The 20,538-nt window shown below is 70.3% G+C and carries 18 protein-coding genes and 2 pseudogenes; 11 read left to right on the top strand and 9 right to left on the bottom strand.

The features are described 5' to 3' along the window. The first annotated feature begins 41 nt into the window (after nucleotides 1-41). Together IGS67_RS03420 and IGS67_RS03415 are read left to right on the top strand one after the other, a co-directional pair. Nucleotides 42-701 carry a TetR/AcrR family transcriptional regulator gene (locus tag IGS67_RS03420; RefSeq protein ID WP_192277944.1) on the top strand — a complete coding sequence of 220 codons (660 nt, stop codon included), beginning with the start codon at nucleotides 42-44 and terminating at the stop codon, nucleotides 699-701. Nucleotides 702-852: 151 nt separating this feature from the next. Next, complete coding sequence (locus IGS67_RS03415) at nucleotides 853-2,499, top strand: SulP family inorganic anion transporter (RefSeq protein WP_192278867.1); 1,647 nt, start codon at nucleotides 853-855, stop codon at nucleotides 2,497-2,499. Between the two features lie 366 nt (nucleotides 2,500-2,865). Here the strand turns inward: IGS67_RS03415 and IGS67_RS03410 are convergent, their stop codons facing one another. The 6 genes from IGS67_RS03410 to IGS67_RS03385 all read right to left on the bottom strand — a co-directional run bounded on the left by IGS67_RS03410 (nucleotide 2,866) and on the right by IGS67_RS03385 (nucleotide 7,698). Continuing rightward, nucleotides 2,866-3,945: a 3-deoxy-7-phosphoheptulonate synthase gene (locus IGS67_RS03410; RefSeq protein ID WP_192277942.1), complete on the bottom strand. Its 1,080-nt coding sequence runs from the start codon at nucleotides 3,943-3,945 to the stop codon at nucleotides 2,866-2,868. A gap of 276 nt (nucleotides 3,946-4,221) precedes the next feature. Then, a complete protein-coding gene (locus IGS67_RS03405; protein ID WP_192277940.1) occupies nucleotides 4,222-4,902 on the bottom strand; it encodes a hypothetical protein in 681 nt (226 codons plus the stop codon). Nucleotides 4,903-4,969: 67 nt separating this feature from the next. Continuing rightward, complete coding sequence (locus tag IGS67_RS03400; RefSeq protein WP_192277938.1) at nucleotides 4,970-5,725, bottom strand: hypothetical protein; 756 nt, start codon at nucleotides 5,723-5,725, stop codon at nucleotides 4,970-4,972. Continuing rightward, a complete protein-coding gene (locus IGS67_RS03395) occupies nucleotides 5,722-6,648 on the bottom strand; it encodes an ATP-binding cassette domain-containing protein (RefSeq protein WP_192277936.1) in 927 nt (308 codons plus the stop codon). The genes IGS67_RS03400 and IGS67_RS03395 overlap by 4 nt, the downstream gene beginning before the upstream one ends. After that, nucleotides 6,645-7,025 (bottom strand): GntR family transcriptional regulator, encoded by a 381-nt coding sequence (locus tag IGS67_RS03390; protein ID WP_192277934.1) that lies wholly within the window; start codon nucleotides 7,023-7,025, stop codon nucleotides 6,645-6,647. The genes IGS67_RS03395 and IGS67_RS03390 overlap by 4 nt, the downstream gene beginning before the upstream one ends. 118 nt (nucleotides 7,026-7,143) lie before the next feature. Beyond that, nucleotides 7,144-7,698 carry a hypothetical protein gene (locus IGS67_RS03385; protein ID WP_192277932.1) on the bottom strand — a complete coding sequence of 185 codons (555 nt, stop codon included), beginning with the start codon at nucleotides 7,696-7,698 and terminating at the stop codon, nucleotides 7,144-7,146. A 279-nt stretch (nucleotides 7,699-7,977) separates the two neighbouring features. Between IGS67_RS03385 and nrdD the strand changes: the two genes are divergently transcribed. From nrdD to IGS67_RS03345, 8 genes are all read left to right on the top strand, one after another. Beyond that, nucleotides 7,978-10,206, top strand: a complete 2,229-nt coding sequence (nrdD, locus tag IGS67_RS03380; RefSeq protein ID WP_192278866.1) for an anaerobic ribonucleoside-triphosphate reductase — start codon at nucleotides 7,978-7,980, stop codon at nucleotides 10,204-10,206. Between the two features lie 5 nt (nucleotides 10,207-10,211). Continuing rightward, on the top strand, nucleotides 10,212-10,826 hold the full coding sequence (gene nrdG / locus IGS67_RS03375; RefSeq protein ID WP_192277930.1) for an anaerobic ribonucleoside-triphosphate reductase activating protein: 615 nt from the start codon (nucleotides 10,212-10,214) through the stop codon (nucleotides 10,824-10,826). A gap of 164 nt (nucleotides 10,827-10,990) precedes the next feature. Continuing rightward, entirely contained in the window at nucleotides 10,991-11,545 is a 555-nt protein-coding gene (locus tag IGS67_RS03370; RefSeq protein WP_192277928.1) for a hypothetical protein, read from the top strand. 4 nt (nucleotides 11,546-11,549) lie between these two features. Further along, nucleotides 11,550-12,143 carry a TetR/AcrR family transcriptional regulator gene (locus tag IGS67_RS03365; protein ID WP_192277925.1) on the top strand — a complete coding sequence of 198 codons (594 nt, stop codon included), beginning with the start codon at nucleotides 11,550-11,552 and terminating at the stop codon, nucleotides 12,141-12,143. Between the two features lie 186 nt (nucleotides 12,144-12,329). Then, nucleotides 12,330-13,196 (top strand): CPBP family intramembrane glutamic endopeptidase, encoded by an 867-nt coding sequence (locus IGS67_RS03360; protein ID WP_192277923.1) that lies wholly within the window; start codon nucleotides 12,330-12,332, stop codon nucleotides 13,194-13,196. A 9-nt stretch (nucleotides 13,197-13,205) separates the two neighbouring features. After that, nucleotides 13,206-14,495: a sensor histidine kinase gene (locus IGS67_RS03355; protein ID WP_328741393.1), complete on the top strand. Its 1,290-nt coding sequence runs from the start codon at nucleotides 13,206-13,208 to the stop codon at nucleotides 14,493-14,495. After that, entirely contained in the window at nucleotides 14,492-15,184 is a 693-nt protein-coding gene (locus tag IGS67_RS03350) for a response regulator (protein WP_192277921.1), read from the top strand. The genes IGS67_RS03355 and IGS67_RS03350 overlap by 4 nt, the downstream gene beginning before the upstream one ends. A gap of 9 nt (nucleotides 15,185-15,193) precedes the next feature. Beyond that, nucleotides 15,194-15,463 (top strand): hypothetical protein, encoded by a 270-nt coding sequence (locus IGS67_RS03345; protein WP_192277919.1) that lies wholly within the window; start codon nucleotides 15,194-15,196, stop codon nucleotides 15,461-15,463. 131 nt (nucleotides 15,464-15,594) lie between these two features. Here IGS67_RS03345 and IGS67_RS03340 read toward each other — a convergent pair. The 3 genes and pseudogenes from IGS67_RS03340 to tet(W) form a co-directional block, all read right to left on the bottom strand. After that, nucleotides 15,595-15,930 (bottom strand): annotated as a pseudogene (locus IGS67_RS03340) (transposase); the annotation flags it as partial. Between the two features lie 10 nt (nucleotides 15,931-15,940). Next, nucleotides 15,941-17,248 (bottom strand): ISL3 family transposase, encoded by a 1,308-nt coding sequence (locus IGS67_RS03335; RefSeq protein ID WP_192277917.1) that lies wholly within the window; start codon nucleotides 17,246-17,248, stop codon nucleotides 15,941-15,943. 163 nt (nucleotides 17,249-17,411) lie between these two features. Next, entirely contained in the window at nucleotides 17,412-19,331 is a 1,920-nt protein-coding gene (gene tet(W), locus IGS67_RS03330) for a tetracycline resistance ribosomal protection protein Tet(W) (protein ID WP_002586627.1), read from the bottom strand. A gap of 186 nt (nucleotides 19,332-19,517) precedes the next feature. On the opposite strand from tet(W), the pseudogene IGS67_RS03325 reads away from it, so the two are divergent. Beyond that, nucleotides 19,518-20,467 (top strand): annotated as a pseudogene (locus IGS67_RS03325) (ISL3 family transposase); the annotation flags it as partial. Nucleotides 20,468-20,538 lie beyond the last annotated feature (71 nt).

Here is a 20,538-nt window from a genome sequence, read left to right as displayed (position 1 = left end):
CCGAGGTCCGCGCTCCGCCCGACAACGAGAAGGGCTCCACCATGGCCACCCCGCCCGCCCGCAGGCCCCTCCAGCCCCGCCCCGAGACGGCGCGACGGCGCGAGGAGATCCTCCGCGCGGCCATCGCGACGTTCGGCGCCAAGGGGTACAAGGGGCCGCTGAGCGACATCGCCGAGCAGGTCGGCATGACGCACGCGGGCGTGCTCCACTACTTCGGATCCAAGAGCGCACTGCTCCTCGAGGTCCTCAAGTTCCGCGACTTCGAGGATGTCGAAGACCTTCCCACCCACCACATGCCCGGCGACGCCGGCCTCTTCCGGCACCTCGTCAAGACAGCGTTCCTCAACGCGCGGCGCGCCGGGATCGTCCAGGCCTTCACCGTCCTCTCAAGCGAGGCCGTCACCGACGACCACCCGGCCCGGAGCTTCTTCGAGGAGCGCTACGTCAACCTGCGCGCCGAGGTCGCCGACGCGTTCCGGGTGATGTGCGCCGAGGAAGGCATCGATGCGCCCGAGACCGTCGACCGCGCCGCGGCGTCGATCCTCGCCGTCATGGACGGCCTCCAGATCCAGTGGCTCCTCGACCCCACAGCCGTCGAGCTCGGCGAGACCACCGAGTTCGCGATCGAGGCGATCGTCGCCCAGGTCCTCAGCCCCCGCGACACACCCCTGTCGAGCCCGCCCCGCTCCCCGACGGATTGATGGCTTCCCCCCCGTCGAACGGGGGGGAAGCCATCAATCCGTCGCACGGGGGCGGCGTGACAGACGTCCTACGAATCTGAGTGGGGCCCGCCCTAGCATGGGGCGGAAGGAGTGACCCGTGCGTTCCCAGCCCGCGCACGCCGCCCACCCGATGACCCGCACCTCCGCGCCCTCGCGCGCGCCCCTCACCCCCACCTCTCCGAGCCGCTGGTCGACCGTCCCCGCCGACCTCCTCGCCGGCGTCACCGTCGGCGTCGTCGCGCTCCCCCTCGCTCTCGCATTCGGCGTGAGCTCGGGCGTCGGCCCCGCCGCCGGCCTCGTCACCGCGGTCGTCGCCGGCATCGTCGCCGCAGTGTTCGGCGGCTCGCGCGTGCAGGTCTCCGGCCCGACGGGCGCCATGGCGGTCGTCCTCGCCCCGCTCGTCGCCATCCACGGCGCCGACGCCGTCCCGCTCGTCGCGATCATGGCGGGCCTCATGGTCCTCGCGCTCGGTGCCGCGCGGCTCGGCCGCGTCGTCACGTTCATCCCGTGGCCTGTCGTCGAGGGCTTCACGCTCGGCATCGCGACGATCATCTTCCTCCAGCAGGTGCCCGCCGCCGTCGGCGTCGACGCGCCCGCCGGCCAGAACCCTCTCGTCGCCGCCGTCGACGTCATCGGCCGGGCAGGCGACACGGTGCTGTGGACCCTCGGGACCGTCGCTGTCGTCGTCACGCTCATGCTCGTGCTGCCACGCCTGTGGGCCGCGCTGCCGGCGTCGCTCGTCGCGATCATCGTCGTCACGGTCGTCGCCGAGCTCGTCGACGCCCCCGTCGCCCGCATCGGCGCGCTCCCCGACTCCCTCCCCGCACCGTCGATCCCCGGTATCACGCCCGCGTTGCTCGGCGAGCTCGCCGGACCCGCCGCCGCCGTCGCGGCGCTCGCCGCGATCGAGTCGCTGCTGTCCGCGCGCGTCGCCGCGACGATGCCGTCCGACACCCTCACCGACGACGCCCGCCGCTACGACCCCGACCGCGAGCTCGTCGGGCAGGGTCTCGCAAGCGTCGCCGCCGGGCTCTTCGGCGGCATGCCCGCGACCGGCGCAATCGCCCGTACCGCCGTCAACGTCCGCGCCGGCGCACGGACCCGCCTCGCGGCGGTCGTCCACGGCCTCGTCATCCTCGTCGTCATCTACGCCGCGACCGGGCCCGTCGGGCAGATCCCGCTCGCCGCGCTCTCCGGCGTCCTCATGGTCACCGCCGTGCGGATGGTCGACGTCCGCGCCGTACGGACCGTCCTGCGCTCGACGCGCGGCAGCGCGCTCGTCCTCGTCGTCACCGCGATCGTGACGATCGCCGTCGACCTCGTCCAGGCGATCGTCGTCGGGCTCGCGGTCGCGGCGCTCCTCGCGCTGCGCGCGCTCTCGCGCGCGTCCGTCGTCCACCGGCAGCCCCTGCCCGGGCCCGCGGCCGACGGCGACGAACAGATCGCGCTCTTCCGGCTCGACGGCTCGATGTTCTTCGGCGCCGCCGACCGCATCGCCGAGACCGTTCAGCGCGACCACGGCGCACGCGTCGTCGTCCTGCGCCTCTCCGGGCTGCGGCTCGTCGACGCGACAGGAGCGCACGCGCTCGCCGAGCTCGTCGGAACCCTCGAGCGGTCGGGAGTCACCGTGCTCGTCAAGGGCGTGCAGGAGCAGCACCGCAGCGTGCTCACCCGCGTCGGCGTGCTCGACGAGCTCGCGAGCGAGCAGCACCTCTTCGAGGACCTCGACGCGGCGATCGCGCACGCGCGCGACCACGTCGCGCGCCCACGGCCCTGACCCACGGCCCTCACCCAAGCCCGCCCGGCCCCGCCCTCTCCCCTCCCCGTCCCCACCCGACTCGTAGGCCCCAGCACCATCGAACAGTGCTCCGCACCTACGAGTCGCGGGTCGGGTCGGCGCCGCCGAGCCGGGGACGCGAAAGGCCCGCCTCGCGCCGGAGCGCGAGGCGGGCCTCAGGGGGTGGTGCGCGGTCAACCGCGTCCCTCTCGACGCGACATCGCGAGCGATGCCGCCGTCCCGGTCGACCCGCCCCCTGCGTCGGGTCGCGCACGCGACGCCCCCATCATGCCCTATCTGCCCGTACCTCGCGAGACACCGTCCACCGACGGCGCCGCCGACCGGGACGACGGCCTCGGCGGGACGTCAGCCCTCGACGGTGCGACGAGCCCGGACGTCGGCCGCGAGCCCGCGGAGGAGCTCCGCGGTCGTGCCCCAGTCGAGGCATTCGTCGGTGACGGAGCGGCCGTAGACGAGCCCCGACGGTGCGGGCTTCTGCGCGCCAGCAACGATGAACGACTCCATCATCACGGCGGCGATCTCGTGGTTGCCCGCGGCGACGGACGCGCCGATCTCGCGGACGACCTCGGCCTGCCGCTCCCACGACTTGCCCGAGTTGCCGTGGGACGCGTCGATCATGAGCCGTCGGCCGAGGCCCGAGGCCTCCGCGACGTCGAGCGCGGCCGACACCGAGGCATCGTCGTAGTTGGGGCCGCTGCGGCCGCCGCGGAGGATGACGTGGCAGTCGGGGTTGCCCGCGGTCGCGACGGCGGCCGCACGCCCCTGGGAGTCGATGCCGAAGAAGGTGTGCTCGGCCGCCGCGGTGATGCAGCCGTCGACAGCGATCTTCACGTCGCCGTCGGTCGCGTTCTTGAAGCCCACGGGCATCGAGAGGCCTGACGCGAGCTGGCGGTGCACCTGCGACTCGGCGTTGCGCGCGCCGATCGCGCCCCAGGTGACGGCGTCCGCGATGAACTGGGGGCTCGTCGGCTCGAGGAACTCGCACGCGGCGGGCACGCCCTCATCGAGGACGCCTAGGAGGACCTCGCGCGCGAGGCGCAGGCCGCGGCGGATGTCGTGCGTGCCGTCGAGGTCGGGATCGTTGATGAGGCCCTTCCAGCCGACGGTCGTGCGCGGCTTCTCGAAGTACACGCGCATGACGACGCAGAGGTCCTTCTCGAGCTCGGGCACGAGCGCGGCGAGGCGCTGCGCGTAGTCGAGCGCTGCGTCGGCGTCGTGCACGGAGCAGGGGCCGACGACGACGACGAGCCGGTCGTCCTCGCCCGCGAGGACGCGTCGCACCTCGTCGCGCGAGCGGGCGACGAGCTCGGCGGCCGTGCCGGTGAGCGGGAGGTCGGCGAGCATCTCGGCGGGCGTCGGCAGCGGGTCGAGCTCGCGGACGCGGAGGTCGCTCGTCGCGGGGGCGAGCGGCGTGGTGGCGGTCATGGGTGGTGCTCCTCGGTGGGGTCTGGTCGACGGAGCCCCGTCGCCGCGGAAGCCGTCCGTCTCATGACGAAGGGCCCGGACGCGGTCGCGTCCAAGGCCCTGTGCTGGCTCCGGTGGGAAGGTTGTCGGTCAGGCGCACGCCCGCGAAGCCCCACCAGGAGCCTGCGTAAAGCGCCAATACCGACGGATCTGCATGTGAGCGAGGCTAGCACAGGCCGTCTTGCCTGCCGAAAGGCGTGTCCACGCCTCGGGCGGGACGGTCCCGCTGCGCGTCGGTCAGCAGCCCCACGCCTCGCCGGGCGCGAGGTCGGTCGTCGTCATGAGGAAGAGCGTCTGCGGGATCTGCAGCGTCTGCGTGCGGGTGACTCCGAGCGTCGTCACGCCGACGTCGATCGTGCTGATGCCCTCCGCGACGCCCGCGCTGTAGTTCACGGAGCCGTCCGACGGTCCGCACGACCACATCGGACGCACCTCGATCTTCGCGCTCTCGCCCGGCTCGAGGCGCAGCGACCGGACCGGCTCGCCCGTCGTCACCGTCCCGCCCTCGGGTGCGATCCGCGTGAGGAGGACGCCCGCCCGACGGATGTCCCGGTCTCCCTCGGGCGCGTCCTTCGACGCGACGGTCACGGGGAACGGGCCCTCGTTGAGGATGTCCCACGCGTACGCGGTGTCGTCCGGCCCCGTCGGGTCCGTGACGACGACGACGAGATTCTCCGCGGGGAAGCGCGCCGTGTCCTCGTAGAGGTTGTTCCAGCCGAAGCCGCCATGCTCGAGGCGTGGCGTCGTCACCCACCAGCCGGCGACGCCGAGGACCACCGGCAGGACGAGGAGCGTCGCGATGAGTGCGCGCGGGCCCCGACCCAGCGGCGACGACGACGTCCGTGCCGACGACGATGGCGCGGCGTCCGTCGTGCGGCCTTCGGGCAGGGTCGCGACCGCGTCGCCTGAGTGCGTCATGCCGGAATCGTCCCGGAGATCTGGGGCGCCGTCAACGCCCCGGCCCGCTGCGGCGACCGGCCTGCCGTCACTCGACCGGCGCGTCCCGCACGACGAGCCACGTGCCCCACGCGGCGAGCAGCCACCCGATGGCGCCGCCGATCAGGACGACGAGCCACGCGGGGGCGCCGAGCACGAGGGGCCCGTCGCCCCCCGCCACCTCGAACGCGGCAAGCGCGACGGCCGCGGGCAGCAGCGTGAGCGGGAGCGCGAGCGTGCCGCGCCAGCCGCCGAGGCGGCGGTAGACGTGCCCGACGAGGACGCCCGTCGTGAAGAGCACTCCCGAGGCGAGGACGTGCGCGAGGAGCGCGAGCCACGTCCCGGAGCCGCTCGTCACGAGGATCCCGTCGACGGGCCGCACGTCGTGGCCGAGGGCACGCACGACGAGGTCGACGAGCGCGAGCAGGAGCCAGCCGGCCGCACCGAACGTCACGGCGATGATCGCCGCGGCCCGCCACTCCCCGTGCACGAGGGTGCGTCGTGTGCCGCCGGCGACGAGGTGGAGCCGCGACATCTGGGCGAGGAGCACGATGCCCATGACGAAGAGGAAGATCCACGGCGCGGTGAAGGACCCGGCGGCGGACCGCAGCTCGGTGTCGCCGCCGAGGAGGGGGACGGCGGCCTGGAGGGCGAGCACGGCGACGTAGATCGCCCAGAACCAGGCGCCGATCCACCAGGTGGCGCCGACGAGGTTCCACGTGACGGCGCTCGTGGCGCGACGCTCTGCGGCGGCCACGAAGGTGGCGCGGGCGGTGGCCGTGCGGTCGGGGGTGGTCGTGGTCATCGCTCCTCCTCGGTGGCGGGGGCGGCACCGGCGCCGCCGGTGAGGTGGACGAAGAGGTCCTGAACGGACACGCCGCCGACGTCGAGGCCGGCGGCGCGTGCCGCGGCGTGCTCGTCGGCGCTGAGCGCACCGTCGAGCGTCACCTGGGTCGTGGAACCCAGCTGCTGACGTGCGAGGACGGGGCGGTCGCCCGCGACGCGGGCGACGTCGGCCGCGGGGCCGGTGAGCGTCACACCGCGGCCGCGCACGTCGTCGGCGCTCTCCGCGAGGAGGACGCGGCCACGGTCGAGGATGACGACGTCCTCGAAGAGCCTCTCGACCTCACCGATGAGGTGGCTCGAGAGGACGATCGTGCGAGGGTGCTCGGCGTAGTCGGCGAGGAGCACGTCGTAGAACGCGTAGCGGTGCGCGGCGTCGAGGCCGAGGTAGGACTCGTCGAGGATCGTCAGCGGGGCGCGGGAGGCCAGGCCGACGACGATGCCGAGCGCGGAGCGCTGACCGCGCGAGAGCCGCTCGGGGTGCGTGCCGACGTCGAGGCCGAAGAGCCCGACGAGGTGCTCGGCGAGGTCGGCGTCCCAGCTGGGGCGGACCTCGGCGTGGAACGCGAGCGTGTCGCGCGCCGCGGTGCCCTCCCAGTGGTCGCCGCTCTCGCGGACGAGCTGGGTTCCGGTCGCGGTCCACGTGTTCTCGAAGGGGTCCTCGAGGGCGCCCGCGGGCCCGACGAGGACGCGGCCCGCGATGGGCCGGCGCCAGCCGGCGAGGAGCGCGGCGAGCGTCGACTTGCCCGCACCGTTGCGGCCGAGGAGGCCGGTGATGACGCCGGGGCGGATGGTGAGGTCGAGATTGTCGAGGGCCGGGGCGTCGTCGCGGCGGTAGCGCAGCGTGACGCCCTCGAGCCGGGCGCCGAAGGGCTGAGGGGTCATCGGGGGTCACCTCCGGGGGTGGTGCGGGCGTGGCCGCGGATGTGGTCGACGAGCTCGTCGACAGGGATGCCGAGGAGCGCGGCCCGGTCGAGCGCCGGGTCGAGGACGTCGGTGTAGAAGGTGCGGCGGTGCTCTGCGAGCAGGGCGTCACGTGCGCCGTCGGCGACGAACATGCCGATGCCGCGTCGTTTGACGAGGAGCCCTTCGTCGACGAGGCCCGCGTACGCCTTGGCGGCCGTTGCGGGGTTGAGCCGGAAGGTCGTCGAGAGCTGCGTCGTCGACATCACCTGGTCGCCGTCAGCGAGGTCGCCGGCGAGGATCTGCGTGCGCACCCATGCGGCGATCTGGACGTAGATCGGTTCGGGTCCGTCGAACATCACGCCTCCTCGTTCGCTGGTTCATTACTTGAGTAATGAACCATGGAACTGGAGGGGCGTCAAGATCTGCGCAGCAGCCGGAGCGCACGGCCGGCTGCCGCCGCGCTCCCGCCCGCCGCTAGACGCAGGGCAGCGACGGATCGTCGGGGAAGTGGACGGCGTAGACGTCGGGCAGCGTGATCGTCAGCGTGCGCGGCAGGCCGAGGGTGACGACGCGCAGCTCGACGCTGCGCACCGCGTGCGCGGCGCCCTCCGAGGCGACAGGGAGGCCCCGGCACCCCTCCGGGAAGAGGATCTCGAGGGCGACGGAACCGCCCTTCGGGATCGTCGTCGCCGCCGTGGCGGAGTCGCCGACGAGCGCGCCGGCCGCGTCGACCGCGAGCGGCCGGAACCTCACGCCAAGATCGCGCGCCGTGGGGCTCTCGGCCTCGGAGACCGTCACGGGCACCATCGTGCCGTTGTGGACCTCGACCCATAGCGAGCTCACGGGACCGTCGGCCGCGTCGACGGGGACGACGCCGCGAAGCGAGCCCGCGTCGACGACGGGCGTGAGGCCGACGAACAGCCACACAGCGACGCCGAGGGCGGCGACCGCGGCCCAGCCCCTCCACCTGCCGCGGCGGGGCGTGGCGGGCTGGTCGTCGGGCGCGTCGTCGCGGGCGTCGTCGGTCATGGGCCGAGGGTAGCGGGCCGGGGCCCGCCGACCGCGGCGACGGCGCGTACGGCCGCGACGGCGCACAGGTCCGCGACGACGCGCCGGGGCGCGCGGAGGCCGGGAAATGACACGCGTGAGATCCGTGGCGGATTCCCGCCCCTGGGAGGGCGTCACGCAAGTCGGCCGGGACCTAGGTCCCACCGCTCAGAAACCACAAGATCTAGTCTTACAACCGCGCACCACCACTAGATGTAGTGCTCAGCCGACGGAGACAGGGCGGGGATCGACGTGACGATCATGCTGGACGAAACCGAGCAGGACGCACAGCCGACAGCGCGCCCGGGCACCCTCACCGTGCGCAAGCGTGACGGCCGCGCGCTCCCCTTCGACACGAGCCGCATCACCGGCGCGATCACCAAGGCCTTCGTCGAGGTTCACGGCGAGCTCACCGCGCTCCACGAGCTGACGATCGCCGACCTCGTCGAGCGAGCCCTCGCCGAGCTCCACGCCCGCTACACGGGCGTCGTGCAGATCTACGAGATCCAGAACGTCGTCGAGCACACCCTCCTGTCCTCCCACGAGTACGACGTCGCCAAGGCGTACATCGACTACCGCGTGCAGCGCGACCTCGCCCGTTCGCAGGCGCTCGACGTCAACCACTCGATCGATCAGCTCGTCGGCAAGGACGCCACCGTCGTCCACGAAAACGCCAACAAGGACGCCGACGTCTTCAACACCCAGCGGGACCTCACGGCCGGCGCGGTCGGCAAGGCCATCGGCCTGCGGATGCTGCCCCCGCACGTCGCCAACGCCCACGCCAAGGGCGACATCCACTACCACGACCTCGACTACCACCCGTACGCGCCGATGACGAACTGCTGCCTCATCGACTTCGACGCGATGCTCTCCGAGGGCTTCCGCATCGGCAACGCCCAGGTGTCCCCGCCCCGCTCGATCCAGACGGCGACCGCGCAGATCACGCAGATCATCGCGAACGTCTCCTCGAGCCAGTACGGCGGGTGCACGGTCAACCGCATCGACGAGCTGCTCGCTCCCTACGCGGAGCTCAACTACGCGAAGCACCTCGCCGAGGCCGAGCAGTGGATCGACGACCCGGCGAAGCGCGACGACTACGCGCACGCGAAGACGCGCAAGGACATCTACGACTCGATGCAGTCCCTCGAGTACGAGATCAACACCCTGTTCACGTCGAACGGGCAGACGCCGTTCACGTCGGTCGGCTTCGGCCTGGGCACGAGCTGGTTCTCGCGCGAGATCCAGCGGGCGATCCTCGAGGTGCGGATCCTCGGCCTCGGCCGCGAGCGCCGCACGGCGATCTTCCCCAAGCTCATCTTCACGCTGCGCCGCGGCACGAACCTCGAGCCGGCCGACCCGAACTACGACCTCAAGCAGCTCGCCGTCGAGTGCTCGACGAAGCGCATGTACCCGGACATCCTCAGCTACGACAAGATCGTCGAGCTCACCGGCTCGTTCAAGGCGCCCATGGGTTGCCGCTCGTTCCTCCAGGGCTGGACGGACGCCGAGGGCAACGACGTGGTCGAGGGCCGCATGAACCTCGGCGTCGTGACACTCAACGTGCCGCGCATCGCGCTCGAGACGCGCGGCGACCTCGACGCGTTCTGGGCGCTGCTCGACGAGCGGCTCGACACGGTGCACGACGCGCTGCTCTTCCGCGTCGAGCGCTGCAAGGAGGCGGTGCCGGCGAACGCGCCGATCCTCTACCGTCACGGGGCGTTCGGTCAGCGTCTTGCGCCGTCCGACGACGTCGACCAGCTCTTCCGCGACGGCCGCGCGACGGTGTCGCTCGGGTACATCGGCCTCTACGAGGCGGCCGCGGCGTTCTTCGGCGGCGACTGGGAGTCGAACCCGGAGGCGAAGGAGTTCACGCTGCGCGTCCTGCGGACCCTCGCCGACCACGCGAAGGCGTGGACGAAGGAGCACCACTACCAGTTCTCCGTGTACGCGACGCCGAGCGAGTCCCTCACGGACCGCTTCGCGCGGCTCGACGCGAAGAAGTTCGGCGACGTCGAGAACATCACCGACAAGGGCTACTACACGAACTCGTTCCACTACGACGTCCGCAAGGCACCGACGCCGTTCGAGAAGCTCGACTTCGAGATGGAGTACGCGCCGCTGACGTCGGGCGGGTTCATCCACTACTGCGAGTACCCGATCCTCCAGCAGAACCCCAAGGCTCTCGAGGCCGTGTGGGACTACGCGTACGACCGCGTCGGCTACCTCGGCACGAACACGCCGATCGACCACTGCCTCGAGTGCGACTACAAGGGCGACTTCACGCCGACGGCCCGCGGCTTCGCGTGCCCCGCGTGCGGTAACGACGACCCGCGCACGTGCGACGTCGTCAAGCGCACGTGCGGCTACCTCGGCAACCCGCAGCAGCGGCCCATGGTCAAGGGGCGGCACGTGGAGATCTCGTCGCGCGTCAAGCACATGGCGGGCTCGACGGGTTCGCTGCCCGACGGCTCCGCACCCGCTGCGGGCTGAGCCCCGTGTCGCGTGACCCCCTGCCCGACTGGCGGTCCGACCGTCTCAGCCAGGACCGCGTCGCCGACTATAAGCCGTTCGTCATGGTCGACGGCGAGGGCGTGCGCTGCTCGCTGTACGTGAGCGGCTGTCCGTTCGCGTGCGAGGGCTGCTTCAACGAGGCGGCGTGGTCGTTCCGGTACGGGCACGAGTTCGACGACGCCCTCGCCGAGCGCATCGCCGCGGACCTCGCGCATCCCGCCGTCCAGGGCCTCACCCTGCTCGGCGGGGAGCCGTTCCTCAACACTTCCGTGTGCTTGCAGGTCGTGCGCCGGCTGCGGGCCGAGCACGGGCGGGCCAGGGACGTGTGGGCGTGGAGCGGCTACACGTTCGAGGAGCTCCTCGCGTGGGCGTCTGCCGGACATGCGGACAAGGCCGAGCTCCTCGCCGAGGTCGACGTGCTCGTCGACGGCCGCTTCGACCTTGCGCAGCGCGACCTGCGGCTCGCGTTCCGCGGCTCGCGCAACCAGCGGGTGCTCGACGTGCGGGCGTCGCTCGCGGCGGGGGCCGCGGTGCCGTGGGCGGGCGTGGCGGACGCGTCCGCGGCGGCGGAGCAGATCGACCGGCGGGCGCTCATCTAGGAACGTCCCGTCGCTGCACTCCCGTCCCCGCCTCGCCTCGCCCACCCCACCCGTCAATCCGTCGGTTGCTTGGACACGGGAATCTCCCCCTCGCGCGGTCCCGGTGCCTCGCGTAGGTTTTGTGAATACAGCCGTACTCACAACGGCCGACCGAGGGGAAGCTCATGATCCTGGCCGCGATCATCGTCTGCGAGGTGGCGTTCTGGGTGGCGATCGTCGTCGGGCTCGCGACGCGCTACCTGCTGAGGCGGCCCCGGCTGGGCGCCGCCTTCCTCGTCCTGGCGCCCGTCATCGACGTCGTGCTGCTCGCGCTCGTCGCCGTCGACCTCTCGCGCGGCGCGACCGCGACGTGGCACCACGGCCTCGCCGCGATCTACATCGGCGTCTCGGTCGCGTACGGGCGCCGGATGGTCACGTGGGCGGACGTGCGCTTCGCGCAGCTCGTCGCGGGCGGCCCGCCGCCCGCGACGCTCACGGGACTCGGGTACACGCTCAAGTGCTGGCGCGACGCAGGCCTCACGCTCCTCGCGGTCGCGATCGCGGCCGCGATCCTCGGTGGGATGATCCTTCTGGTCGACGACGCCGCACGGACGGCCTCGCTCATGGGCACGTTCCGCATCCTCGGGATCATCCTCGCGATCGACGTCGTGTGGGCCGTGAGCTACACGGTGTGGCCGAAGGCCGCTCCCGTCGCGACGCAGGACGCCTCACTACGCTGAGTCCATGCCCCGACGGATCGATGCTGCCGAACGCACGGAGGCCATCGCGTCGGCCGCGCTGCGCGTGCTCGAGCGCGACGGCCTCGCGGGACTGTCGGTGCGGGGCGTCGCCGCCGAGGCCGGCATCGCGGCGGCGTCGCTGCGGCGGGCGTTCCCGACGCAGCACGCGCTGCGCGAGTACTGCTTCGAGGTCATCGAGGAGCGGGCGACGGCCCGCATCCAGGCGCTCGACCTCACGGGGCGTGCGCGCGCCGAGGGCCTCCTCGCGCAGCTGCTGCCGCTCGATGCGGAGCGTCGCATGGAGCTCGTCGCGCAGGTCCAGCTCGGGGTCCTCGCCCTCACCGACGAGGAGCTCCGCCCAGCGGCAGAGAGGCTCGGCGCGGGCGTCGCCCGCGCGTGCGAGGTCGCGCTCGGGCTCCTTGCCCAGGAAGGACTGCTCGACGCGTCTCGCGACCCCGACTACGAGGCCCGACGCCTGCGCGCGCTGCTCGACGGCGTCGCGATGCACGGCCTGTGGAGCGGCTCGCCCGAGGCCGCGGAGCAGATGCTCGGCACGCTCGCTCGTCACCTCGACGAGCTGGCGACGCCGGAAGGGTGAGTCAGCGCCGGTCGACCGGCTGCCCGAGCCGCGACCGCATCCACGGGCAGTGTCGATGCCTGCCGCTCCGCCATCCCCCGTGAGAGCTACCCGGGTTGCTCGCCACGGGGTGATTCGCTCGCGCACGCGACTTCCTAGCGTGGACCGTGTCGTCGATCCGGCGGCCCGGCACCCATGGAGGACCCCATGACCACCGCTTCCCCCGCGACGACGCTCCGCGTCCGCGGCCCCCGCACCGCCCGTCTTGTCCGGCTCACCCAGCACCCTGCGGTGTGGCTGCCCGTCGGCGTCGTGGGCGTGGGCGCCGTCGCGAGCCTCACCGCGCAGCGTGAGCCGCTCACCGTCGTGCCCGTGCTCGGCGCGGTGCTCGCCATCGTCGTCTACGTCCTCGTCATGCGGCGCATGGCCCGCCGCGCGACGCCCGAGCTCGCCGCCGGGCGCACCGTGCCCGAGGCGCTCGGCGGCGCCGCGCTCGGCCTCGGCCTCGTCGCCGCGGCGGCCGGGATCGTCACGGCGCTCGGCGGGTACACGTTCGCCGTCGCGGACGTCGACGTCCTCGCCGTCGTCGTCCCCGTCCTCACCGTCACCCTGGGCGTGGCCGTCACCGAGGAGCTGATCTTCCGCGGCCTCGGCCTGCAGGCGCTCGAGCGGCTGCGCGGCAGCGGCCTCGCCCTCGGCGTGACGGCCGTCCTCTTCGGTGCCGTGCACCTCCTCAACCCGGGTGCGACCCTGTGGAGCGGACTCGCGATCACCGTCGAGGCGGGCGTCCTGCTCGGCGCCGCGTTCCTGTGGCGGCGCAACCTGTGGTTCGTCATGGGGCTGCACCTCGCGTGGAACAGCGCGGTCGCGCTCCTCGGCGTGCCCGTCTCGGGTCACGAGAGCACGGGCCTGCTCGTCGCGGAGGCGTCCGGCCCGGCGTTCCTCACGGGAGGCGCGTTCGGCATCGAGGGGTCCGCCGTCACCGTCGTGCTCGGACTGGCCCTCGCGGTGCCGATGCTCGTCGCCGCGCACCGGGGTGGGACGCTCGTTCCCGCGCGCGGACCGCGCCCGTAGGCTCGCACCGTGCCCCCGACGCTTCCCGGCCCGGCCGTGCGCCCCGCGCGCACGGCCGGGCCGCAGCGCCCCCGACCGTACGGGGCGCTACGCACCCGCGCGGCGCGTCTGTGGGGGCTCGCGACGGTGCGCGACGGTGCGCTCGCCGTGACGCTCGCCGTGCTCGGCCTCGTGCCGACGTTCGGGGCGATCGGTGTCGAGCTCAGCGACCTGCCGCACCGACCCGCCGACGCCCTCGCGGGCGTCCTCGTCCTCGCGCAGAGCCTGCCGCTCGCCGCCCGCCGACGGTGGCCCGCGGCGTGCCTCGCGCTCGTCGGCGCTGCGGTCGCGGCGGACGAGCTGCTCGCCTACCCGACGACGTTCGCGAGCATCGGCCTCTACGTGGCGATCTACTCGGCGGGCGCGTACGTCGAGCGTGGCCGGCGTGCGGTCGTCGCGGGGGCAGCAGCCGGGTACGTCACGCTCGCCGTGGCACTCACGGTCGCGGGGTCGCCGAGCCGTCCCGTCGACCTGCTCGCCTTCTTCGTCGTCCTCACCGTCGTGTGGCTGGTGGGCTCCGCCGTGCGGCGGTGGCGTGCGGACGCCACCGAGCGGCAGGTGCTCGCCGCGGACGCGGCGACGGCCCGCGAGCGCGCGCGGATCGCTCGGGAGCTGCACGACGTCGTCACGCACCACGTCACTGCCATGGTCGTCCAGGCCGACGCGACCCAGTTCCTCGTGCCCGATGGTTCCGACCGCGCCGTCGACGGGCTTGCCGCCATCAGCAGCACCGGCCGGCGGGCGCTCACGGAGCTGCGGTACCTGCTCGGTGTGCTCGAGGCGACGGGCGAGGCGCACGTGGCGGCCCTCGCACCGACGCTCGGCCAGGTCTCGGATCTCGTCGCCGACGCCCGCCGTGCGGGCCAGCCGGTCGACCTCGTCGACGACGGGCCGCACCGGACGCTGCCGGACGCGGTCGAGCTCGCGGCGTACCGCGTCGTCCAGGAGGGACTCACCAACGCGCTGCGGCACGCGCCCGGCGCGCCGACGACGGTCGACGTCCGGTACGCCGCTGCGCACGTCGAGGTCGTCGTGACGACCGGTTCCGTCCCGGCCGGCGGCGGCGCGCCCGCGGCGCCCGACGCTCGCCTCCAGTCGGCGCGCAGCACGGCCGGGTGCGTCGCGGGCGGGCGCGGCCTCGTCGGTCTGCGCGAACGCGTGCGCCTGCTCGACGGCGAGCTCGACGCCGGATTCCTGCCCGACGGGCGCTTCCGGCTGCGCGCCCTCGTCCCCACCACCCCGCCCGGGAGGACCACATGACCGTCACCGCACCGATCCGAGTCCTCGTGTGCGAGGACCAGGAGCTCGTCCGCGTCGGCTACGTGACGATCCTCTCGGCGCAGCCGGACATCGAGGTCGTCGGCGAGGCGGCCGACGGACGCGCCGCGGTCGAGGCCGCGCGGGCCCTGCGCCCCGACGTCGTCGTCATGGACATCCGCATGCCCGTGCTCGACGGCATCGAGGCGACCCGGCTGATCGCCGGGCCCGACGTCGCCGAGCCTACGAAGGTGCTCGTCGTCACGACGTTCAACGTCGACGCCTACGTGTACGACGCGCTGCGGGCGGGCGCGAGCGGCTTCCTCCTCAAGGACTCACCCCCGGCCGAGCTCGTCGACGGCATCCGCACCGTCGCGCGCGGCGAGTCGCTCCTCGCACCGGGCGTCACCCGAACGCTCATCGGCCGGTACGCCGATCGCGTGCGCCCGGCCGGAGCCTCGGCGAAGGCGCGCGACGACGTCGTGCGCGCCCTCACGGCGCGCGAGCTCGAGGTGCTCGTCCACATCGCCGGAGGCCTCTCGAACGCGGAGATCGCCGCGGAGCTCGTCATCACGCCTGAGACCGTCAAGACGTACGTCTCGCGCATCCTCGCGAAGCTCGCGCTGCGCGACCGTGTGCAGGCGGTGGTGCTCGCGTACAGGGTGGGGCTCGTGACGGCAGACGGCCTGTAGGGACGTGCGGTGTCAGACGAGGGCGGTCGCCTCGACCTCGACGAGCACCTGGGGCTCGAAGAGCTCGACGACCGGCGTCTGAGTCGTGGAACTCGATCCGTCATCGAAGATCCGATCTACACGGACTCAAGGACGCCGCAGCTCATGCAGATGGCTGACCATGTCGCGTGGTGCGCCAACGCGTCGATCGCGCAGGTGCCCAAGCGTTCCTTCGCTCACGATTGGTACCGGGAGTATCTGAGCCCTCGCGACCCCGAGCGCGCGCCTCGGCAGCTGTAGCAGCCCGGACACAGCTAGACCCCCATGATCCACGGAAGTGGCGGGGGTCTGCGTAGATCAACCTACAGTTCGGGAGGTCAAGTCCCCGGAAGTGGTGTAGTGGTCGGTGATCCTTCTGCTTCTGGTTTTGGTTAGGCGCTGAGTTCGAGGACGGGTTGGTCGGTCACCTCCGTTCCGGTGTCGGGGACGAGGGTGAGGCGGGACTTGGCGAGGATGTCGAGGCCGAGGTAGCGGCGACCTTCGGCCCATTCGTCGGTCTGCTCGGCGAGCACCGCGCCGACGAGGCGGATGATGGCGTCGCGGTTGGGGAAGATGCCGACGGAGTCCGTGCGGCGGCGGATCTCCCGGTTGAGGCGCTCGTTGGGGTTGTTGGACCAGATCTGCTGCCAGAGTCCTTCGGGGAACCCGGTGAACGCGAGGATGTCGGCCCGGGCGGCGTCGAGGTGCTCGTGTGCTTCGGGGAGTTTCCCGGGCTCTTCACGAATGAGGGTGTAGCGCGGGTCTGAACCCTCCGGCTTCGAGCAGCGACCGAGCGATGTCGTGGGTGAGGTTGCGGAAGCCGAGGGCGGAGCCGCGGAGGTGTTCGAGTCGCCCGTTGATGGCCTCGGTCGGGCCGTTGCTGGTGCCGGGGCGGTCGAAGAACGCGAGGATGTCGCCCGCCCGCTGCTTCATGGTCCGGCCGAGCTTGCGGACCTCGACGAGCGCCGCGGGAACGCCGCTGCTGATCGCAGCGATCACCTCCTGCATCATCGCCTTCGCCTTCTTCTTGTCGGGCTCCCGGTAGGCCGCGACGATGCGCTGGTAGATGCCCCAGGTCGCCTCGACCTCGACGTGCTCCTCGCTCGCGAACACTGCGTCCAGGCGTGCCCGCTGCCGGTCGGTGAGCAGGCTCGCCCCGGTGTGCAGGGTGCGGCGGGCTTTGTAGAGCGGGTCGCCCTTGAGCCCGCGGTGACCGGTGATGTCTTGCTGGACCCGACGCCGGCAGACATCCAGCGCGTCGCCGGCGAGGCGGACCACGTGGAACGGGTCCATGACGGGGACGGCGTCGGGGAGTTTCTCGGCGGCAGCGGTCTTGAACCCGGCGAAGCCGTCCATCGCGACCACCTCGATCCGCTTCGCCCAGTCCGCAGGGCGGGCGGCGAGCCACTGCTTGAACACCGTCTTGGAGCGGCCCTCGACCATGTCCAGCAGCCTCGCCGGCCCGGTCTTGTTCCTCGCGGGCGTGAGGTCGATGATCACGGTGACGTACTTGTCGCCCAGCCTCGTGTGTCGCCAGACGTGCTCGTCGACACCGATCGTGGTGACCCCGTCGAACCGGGCGGGGTCGTCGATCGGGCGCCGCTTGCCTTCCGCGAGGACGGCGGCGTTCGCGGCACTCCAGGACACCCCGAGACCTGCGGCGACGCGGGTGACGGTGAGGTGGTCGATGACGATGCCCCGCAGCGCCCACTCCAGGCCGCCGCGGGAGATCTTCGCACGCGGCGCCGCTGCCCGCGTCATGCCCTGCCGCCACGTGCGCCGGCAGTGTCCGCACCGGTACCGGCGCACCCGCACCAGCAGGGTCGTCGGCCGGTGCCCGAACGGCTCGTGCGCCAGTCGACGCGTGACCGTGTCCCGCGGCACGCCCTCGACACCGCACTTCCGACACCACGGGTCGTCCCCGACGACGCGGCATTCGATCGTGGCCCGATCCGGCTCGATCAGCTGGCCGACGGCGACGAGGCCGAGCTCGTCGAGGCGGCAGAACGTGGTCAGGTCAGGGGTCGCGAAAGTAGGGTGGAGCACGTCGAGGTATTTCGGGATGGCGAGCGTGAAGAACTTCCATCATCCGGGAGACCTCGACCCCCACCCGGCCACCGACGCGCTCAACCGACTACACCCTCGTCCGTGAAGAGCCTTGTTACCCTCCATAACTTCTGATTGTTGCCGTCTTGACGATTATGTATCTTTACATTACCTTCTGAAACATATGGCGCACCTTGTCCAGGCGGCTGTTTGGACGGCGGGGCTGGATGACCGGCTGACCGACAGCGGCCTGATATCCTTTCAGCTCTGTAAGGCATACGCTCCGCCCGTTGGTGTAAAAGGCCAGATCAGTACGGTATGCCTGTATACAGCGGGCGGGAATCTCGCCAGTAAAGACAACTTCATCCTTTTTTACCTGGGCCGTTTCGATGGTGGCACAGTATTTCGGTGCATCATGATAAGCCCTGGAAAGGTATTCCTGGGGCGCATAGAGGATGAAGGAGAGATAAGGTTCCAGCAGCTGCGTCCCCGATTCCTTCAATGCCTGTTCCAATACAATCGGGGCCAATGAGCGGAAGTCCGCCGGCGTGCTGACCGGACTGTAATAAAGCCCGTATTCAAAGCAAATCTTACAGTCCGTTACGTTCCAGCCGAACAAGCCCTGCTCCAGCCCGTAACGGATACCATCCCTGACAGCGTTTTGAAAACTCTGGTTCAAGTATCCCAGCGAAACCCGGCTCTCGTATTGTACACCGGAGCCAAGCGAGAGTGGTGTAACAGACAGTCCTATGGATGCCCAAAACGGGTTGGGCGGCACCTCGATATGGATGGTGTGGCTGGCTGCTTTGAGCGGCCGCTCCATATAAATGACGGAGGGTTCCTTTACCACTGTTTCAAGCTTGTATTTTTCCGACAGCAAAGCGGAAACAACCTCCAACTGCACCCGGCCCAAAAAAGAAAGAATGATCTCATGGGTGATGGAATCCACTTCGCAACGCAAAAGCGGGTCAGTATCCGCAAGTTGCGTAAGAGCGTCCAGCAGCCGTTCTCTTTGCGCTGCCGTTTTCGGCGCAATCGTCGTCCGCAGCATGGGGAGGGGGTCCTCGCGCCACCTTTTACGAGGGAGCCGGGTTTGGTCCCCTAATACATCGTTTAACCTCACGCTGTCGCTGGGAAGGATAACAATTTCACCCTGATAAGCGGTGTCTGTCCGAACAATTTCCCCTTTGGATGGAATACGCATCTCTGTGATTTTCAGCTTTTCTCTCCCGGCCAGGGCCACCGTATCCCGCAGGCGCAGCGTTCCGCTGTATAACCGTAGATAGACACGCCGCTGGCCGCAATCGGTGTACTCAACCTTGAAAACGCTGCCGCATAGGGCGGCGCCCCCCTGTTCCCCAATCGGTTGGAACAGCCCTGTCACCGCATCCATCAACGGTTGAATGCCAAGGCCATTTTTGGCGCTGCCATGATAGACTGGGAACAGGGAGGCGTCTTGAACCCGCTGCTGTTCCTCCCGCGCAAGTTTTTCCCGGCTGATTGGTTCTCCTGCGATATACTTTTCCAATAATTCATCGTTATTTTCGATGACCGCATCCCATGCTTCTATGTCGGTATTTTCCTCCAGGACTATTTCCGGGGACAGCGACACCGTCTGCTTGATGATAATATCGGCGGAGAGCTTATCCCGAACAGACTGAACCACGCTCTGCAAATCAACGCCAGCCTGGTCGATCTTGTTGATAAAGATAACGGTGGGAATGTTCATTTTCCGCAGGGCATGGAACAGAATACGGGTCTGGGCCTGCACGCCATCTTTAGCGGAGATCACCAAGATGGCCCCATCTAAAACAGCCAAAGAGCGGTACACCTCCGCCAAAAAATCCATGTGGCCGGGCGTATCCACAATGTTAACTTTACATCTGTGCCACTGGAAGGAAGTGACTGCCGCTTGAATGGTAATCCCACGCTGCCGCTCCAAAAACATGGTGTCCGTCCTCGTTGTCCCTTTTTCGACGCTCCCCGGTTCTGAAATGGCTCCGCTGGCATATAGCAGGCTCTCCGTCAAGGTCGTCTTTCCAGCGTCTACATGGGCAAGAATTCCAATATTGATTATTTTCATGTGATTGTCCTCCCTTTACAGCCCCAAAGGGCATAAAAATCCCCAGCAGTAAAATACTTTTACCGGCTCTTCACGATCCAGGGTGTAGCGGGGGTTTGGGTCTGGCTGGCGTGTCGGGGTGGGTGTGAGGGTCGGGGTCTTCCGATGATGGGAGTTCCTACGCTGCCCATCGTGAGCGACCCCGACGTGTCCCACGCTACCTTCACGCGCCCTGATCTGACCACGTTCGCCCGCCTGGATGACCTCGGCCTCGTGGTGGTAGGCCAGAGAGTCCTCCCGGATCGCTGCGAGGTGGCCTGCCGGGTGGTGGACGAGTGAGCCGGTGGTGTCGCGAGTGTGGGTGTGAGGGGATCCCCAGAGACACCGTGGTCCGGCGCCTCGCCCACGAGCCCTCGGGCTGGAGACCGGTGACACTGGTGGTACGGGTGCGTCGCTACCGGTGCCGGGGGTGCGGGCATGTGTGGAGGCAGGACACCACTGGGGCAGCCCAGCCACGCTCGAAACTCTCCCGGGGCGGGCTGCGTTGGGCCTTGGAAGGCATCGTCGTCCAGCACCTCACCGTCGCTCGGGTCGCAGACGGTCTGGGCGTGTCCTGGGACTGCGCCAACACCTCCGTCCTCGAAGAGGGACGCAGGGTCCTCATCAACGACGAGCACCGCCTTGACGGTGTGACCACGATCGGGGTGGATGAGCACGTGTGGCGGCACACACGCAAAGGGGACAAGTTCGTCACCGTGATCATCGACCTGACTCCGCTGCGGGCGGGACGGGGTCCTGCCAGGTTGTTGGACATGGTGGAGGGTCGCTCCAAGAAGGCCTTCAAGGACTGGCTCAGCCAGCAAGACGCCGCGTGGCGTGACCGGATTGAGGTGGTCGCCATGGATGGATTCACGGGGTTCAAGACCGCAGCCAAGGAAGAACTCCCCGACGCGCATGCGGTCATGGATCCCTTCCACGTCGTCCAGCTCGCCGGCGATGCCCTGGACCACGCCAGGCAGCGCGTCCAGCAGGAGACCACCGGGCATCGTGGCAGGTCCGGGGACCCCCTGTACGGGGTACGCCGAACGCTGCACACCGGAATGGACCTCCTCACAGACAAGCAGCGCACCCGTCTGGAGGCCGTCTTCACCCAAGACCGTGGGCCCTACCCCCGGATCTTGGACACGGGGTGTGATTACGCAGCAGGTCGCAGCGTAGCGGTGTAGCC

This window comes from Flavimobilis rhizosphaerae (genome assembly GCF_014852685.1).
Taxonomy (GTDB): Bacteria; Actinomycetota; Actinomycetes; order Actinomycetales; family Cellulomonadaceae; genus Flavimobilis; species Flavimobilis rhizosphaerae.
Note: the sequence above shows the minus strand (reverse complement) of the source record. Positions and strands in the feature narration are given on the sequence as shown.

Coding starts and splice junctions, on each gene's coding strand:
- IGS67_RS03420 (WP_192277944.1), top strand. CDS start 42: ATGGCCACCCCGCCCGCCCGCAGGCCCCTCCAGCCCCGCCCCGAGACG.
- IGS67_RS03415 (WP_192278867.1), top strand. CDS start 853: ATGACCCGCACCTCCGCGCCCTCGCGCGCGCCCCTCACCCCCACCTCT.
- IGS67_RS03410 (WP_192277942.1), bottom strand. CDS start 3,945: ATGACCGCCACCACGCCGCTCGCCCCCGCGACGAGCGACCTCCGCGTC.
- IGS67_RS03405 (WP_192277940.1), bottom strand. CDS start 4,902: ATGACGCACTCAGGCGACGCGGTCGCGACCCTGCCCGAAGGCCGCACG.
- IGS67_RS03400 (WP_192277938.1), bottom strand. CDS start 5,725: ATGACCACGACCACCCCCGACCGCACGGCCACCGCCCGCGCCACCTTC.
- IGS67_RS03395 (WP_192277936.1), bottom strand. CDS start 6,648: ATGACCCCTCAGCCCTTCGGCGCCCGGCTCGAGGGCGTCACGCTGCGC.
- IGS67_RS03390 (WP_192277934.1), bottom strand. CDS start 7,025: ATGTTCGACGGACCCGAACCGATCTACGTCCAGATCGCCGCATGGGTG.
- IGS67_RS03385 (WP_192277932.1), bottom strand. CDS start 7,698: ATGACCGACGACGCCCGCGACGACGCGCCCGACGACCAGCCCGCCACG.
- nrdD (WP_192278866.1), top strand. CDS start 7,978: ATGCTGGACGAAACCGAGCAGGACGCACAGCCGACAGCGCGCCCGGGC.
- IGS67_RS03370 (WP_192277928.1), top strand. CDS start 10,991: ATGATCCTGGCCGCGATCATCGTCTGCGAGGTGGCGTTCTGGGTGGCG.
- IGS67_RS03365 (WP_192277925.1), top strand. CDS start 11,550: ATGCCCCGACGGATCGATGCTGCCGAACGCACGGAGGCCATCGCGTCG.
- IGS67_RS03360 (WP_192277923.1), top strand. CDS start 12,330: ATGACCACCGCTTCCCCCGCGACGACGCTCCGCGTCCGCGGCCCCCGC.
- IGS67_RS03350 (WP_192277921.1), top strand. CDS start 14,492: ATGACCGTCACCGCACCGATCCGAGTCCTCGTGTGCGAGGACCAGGAG.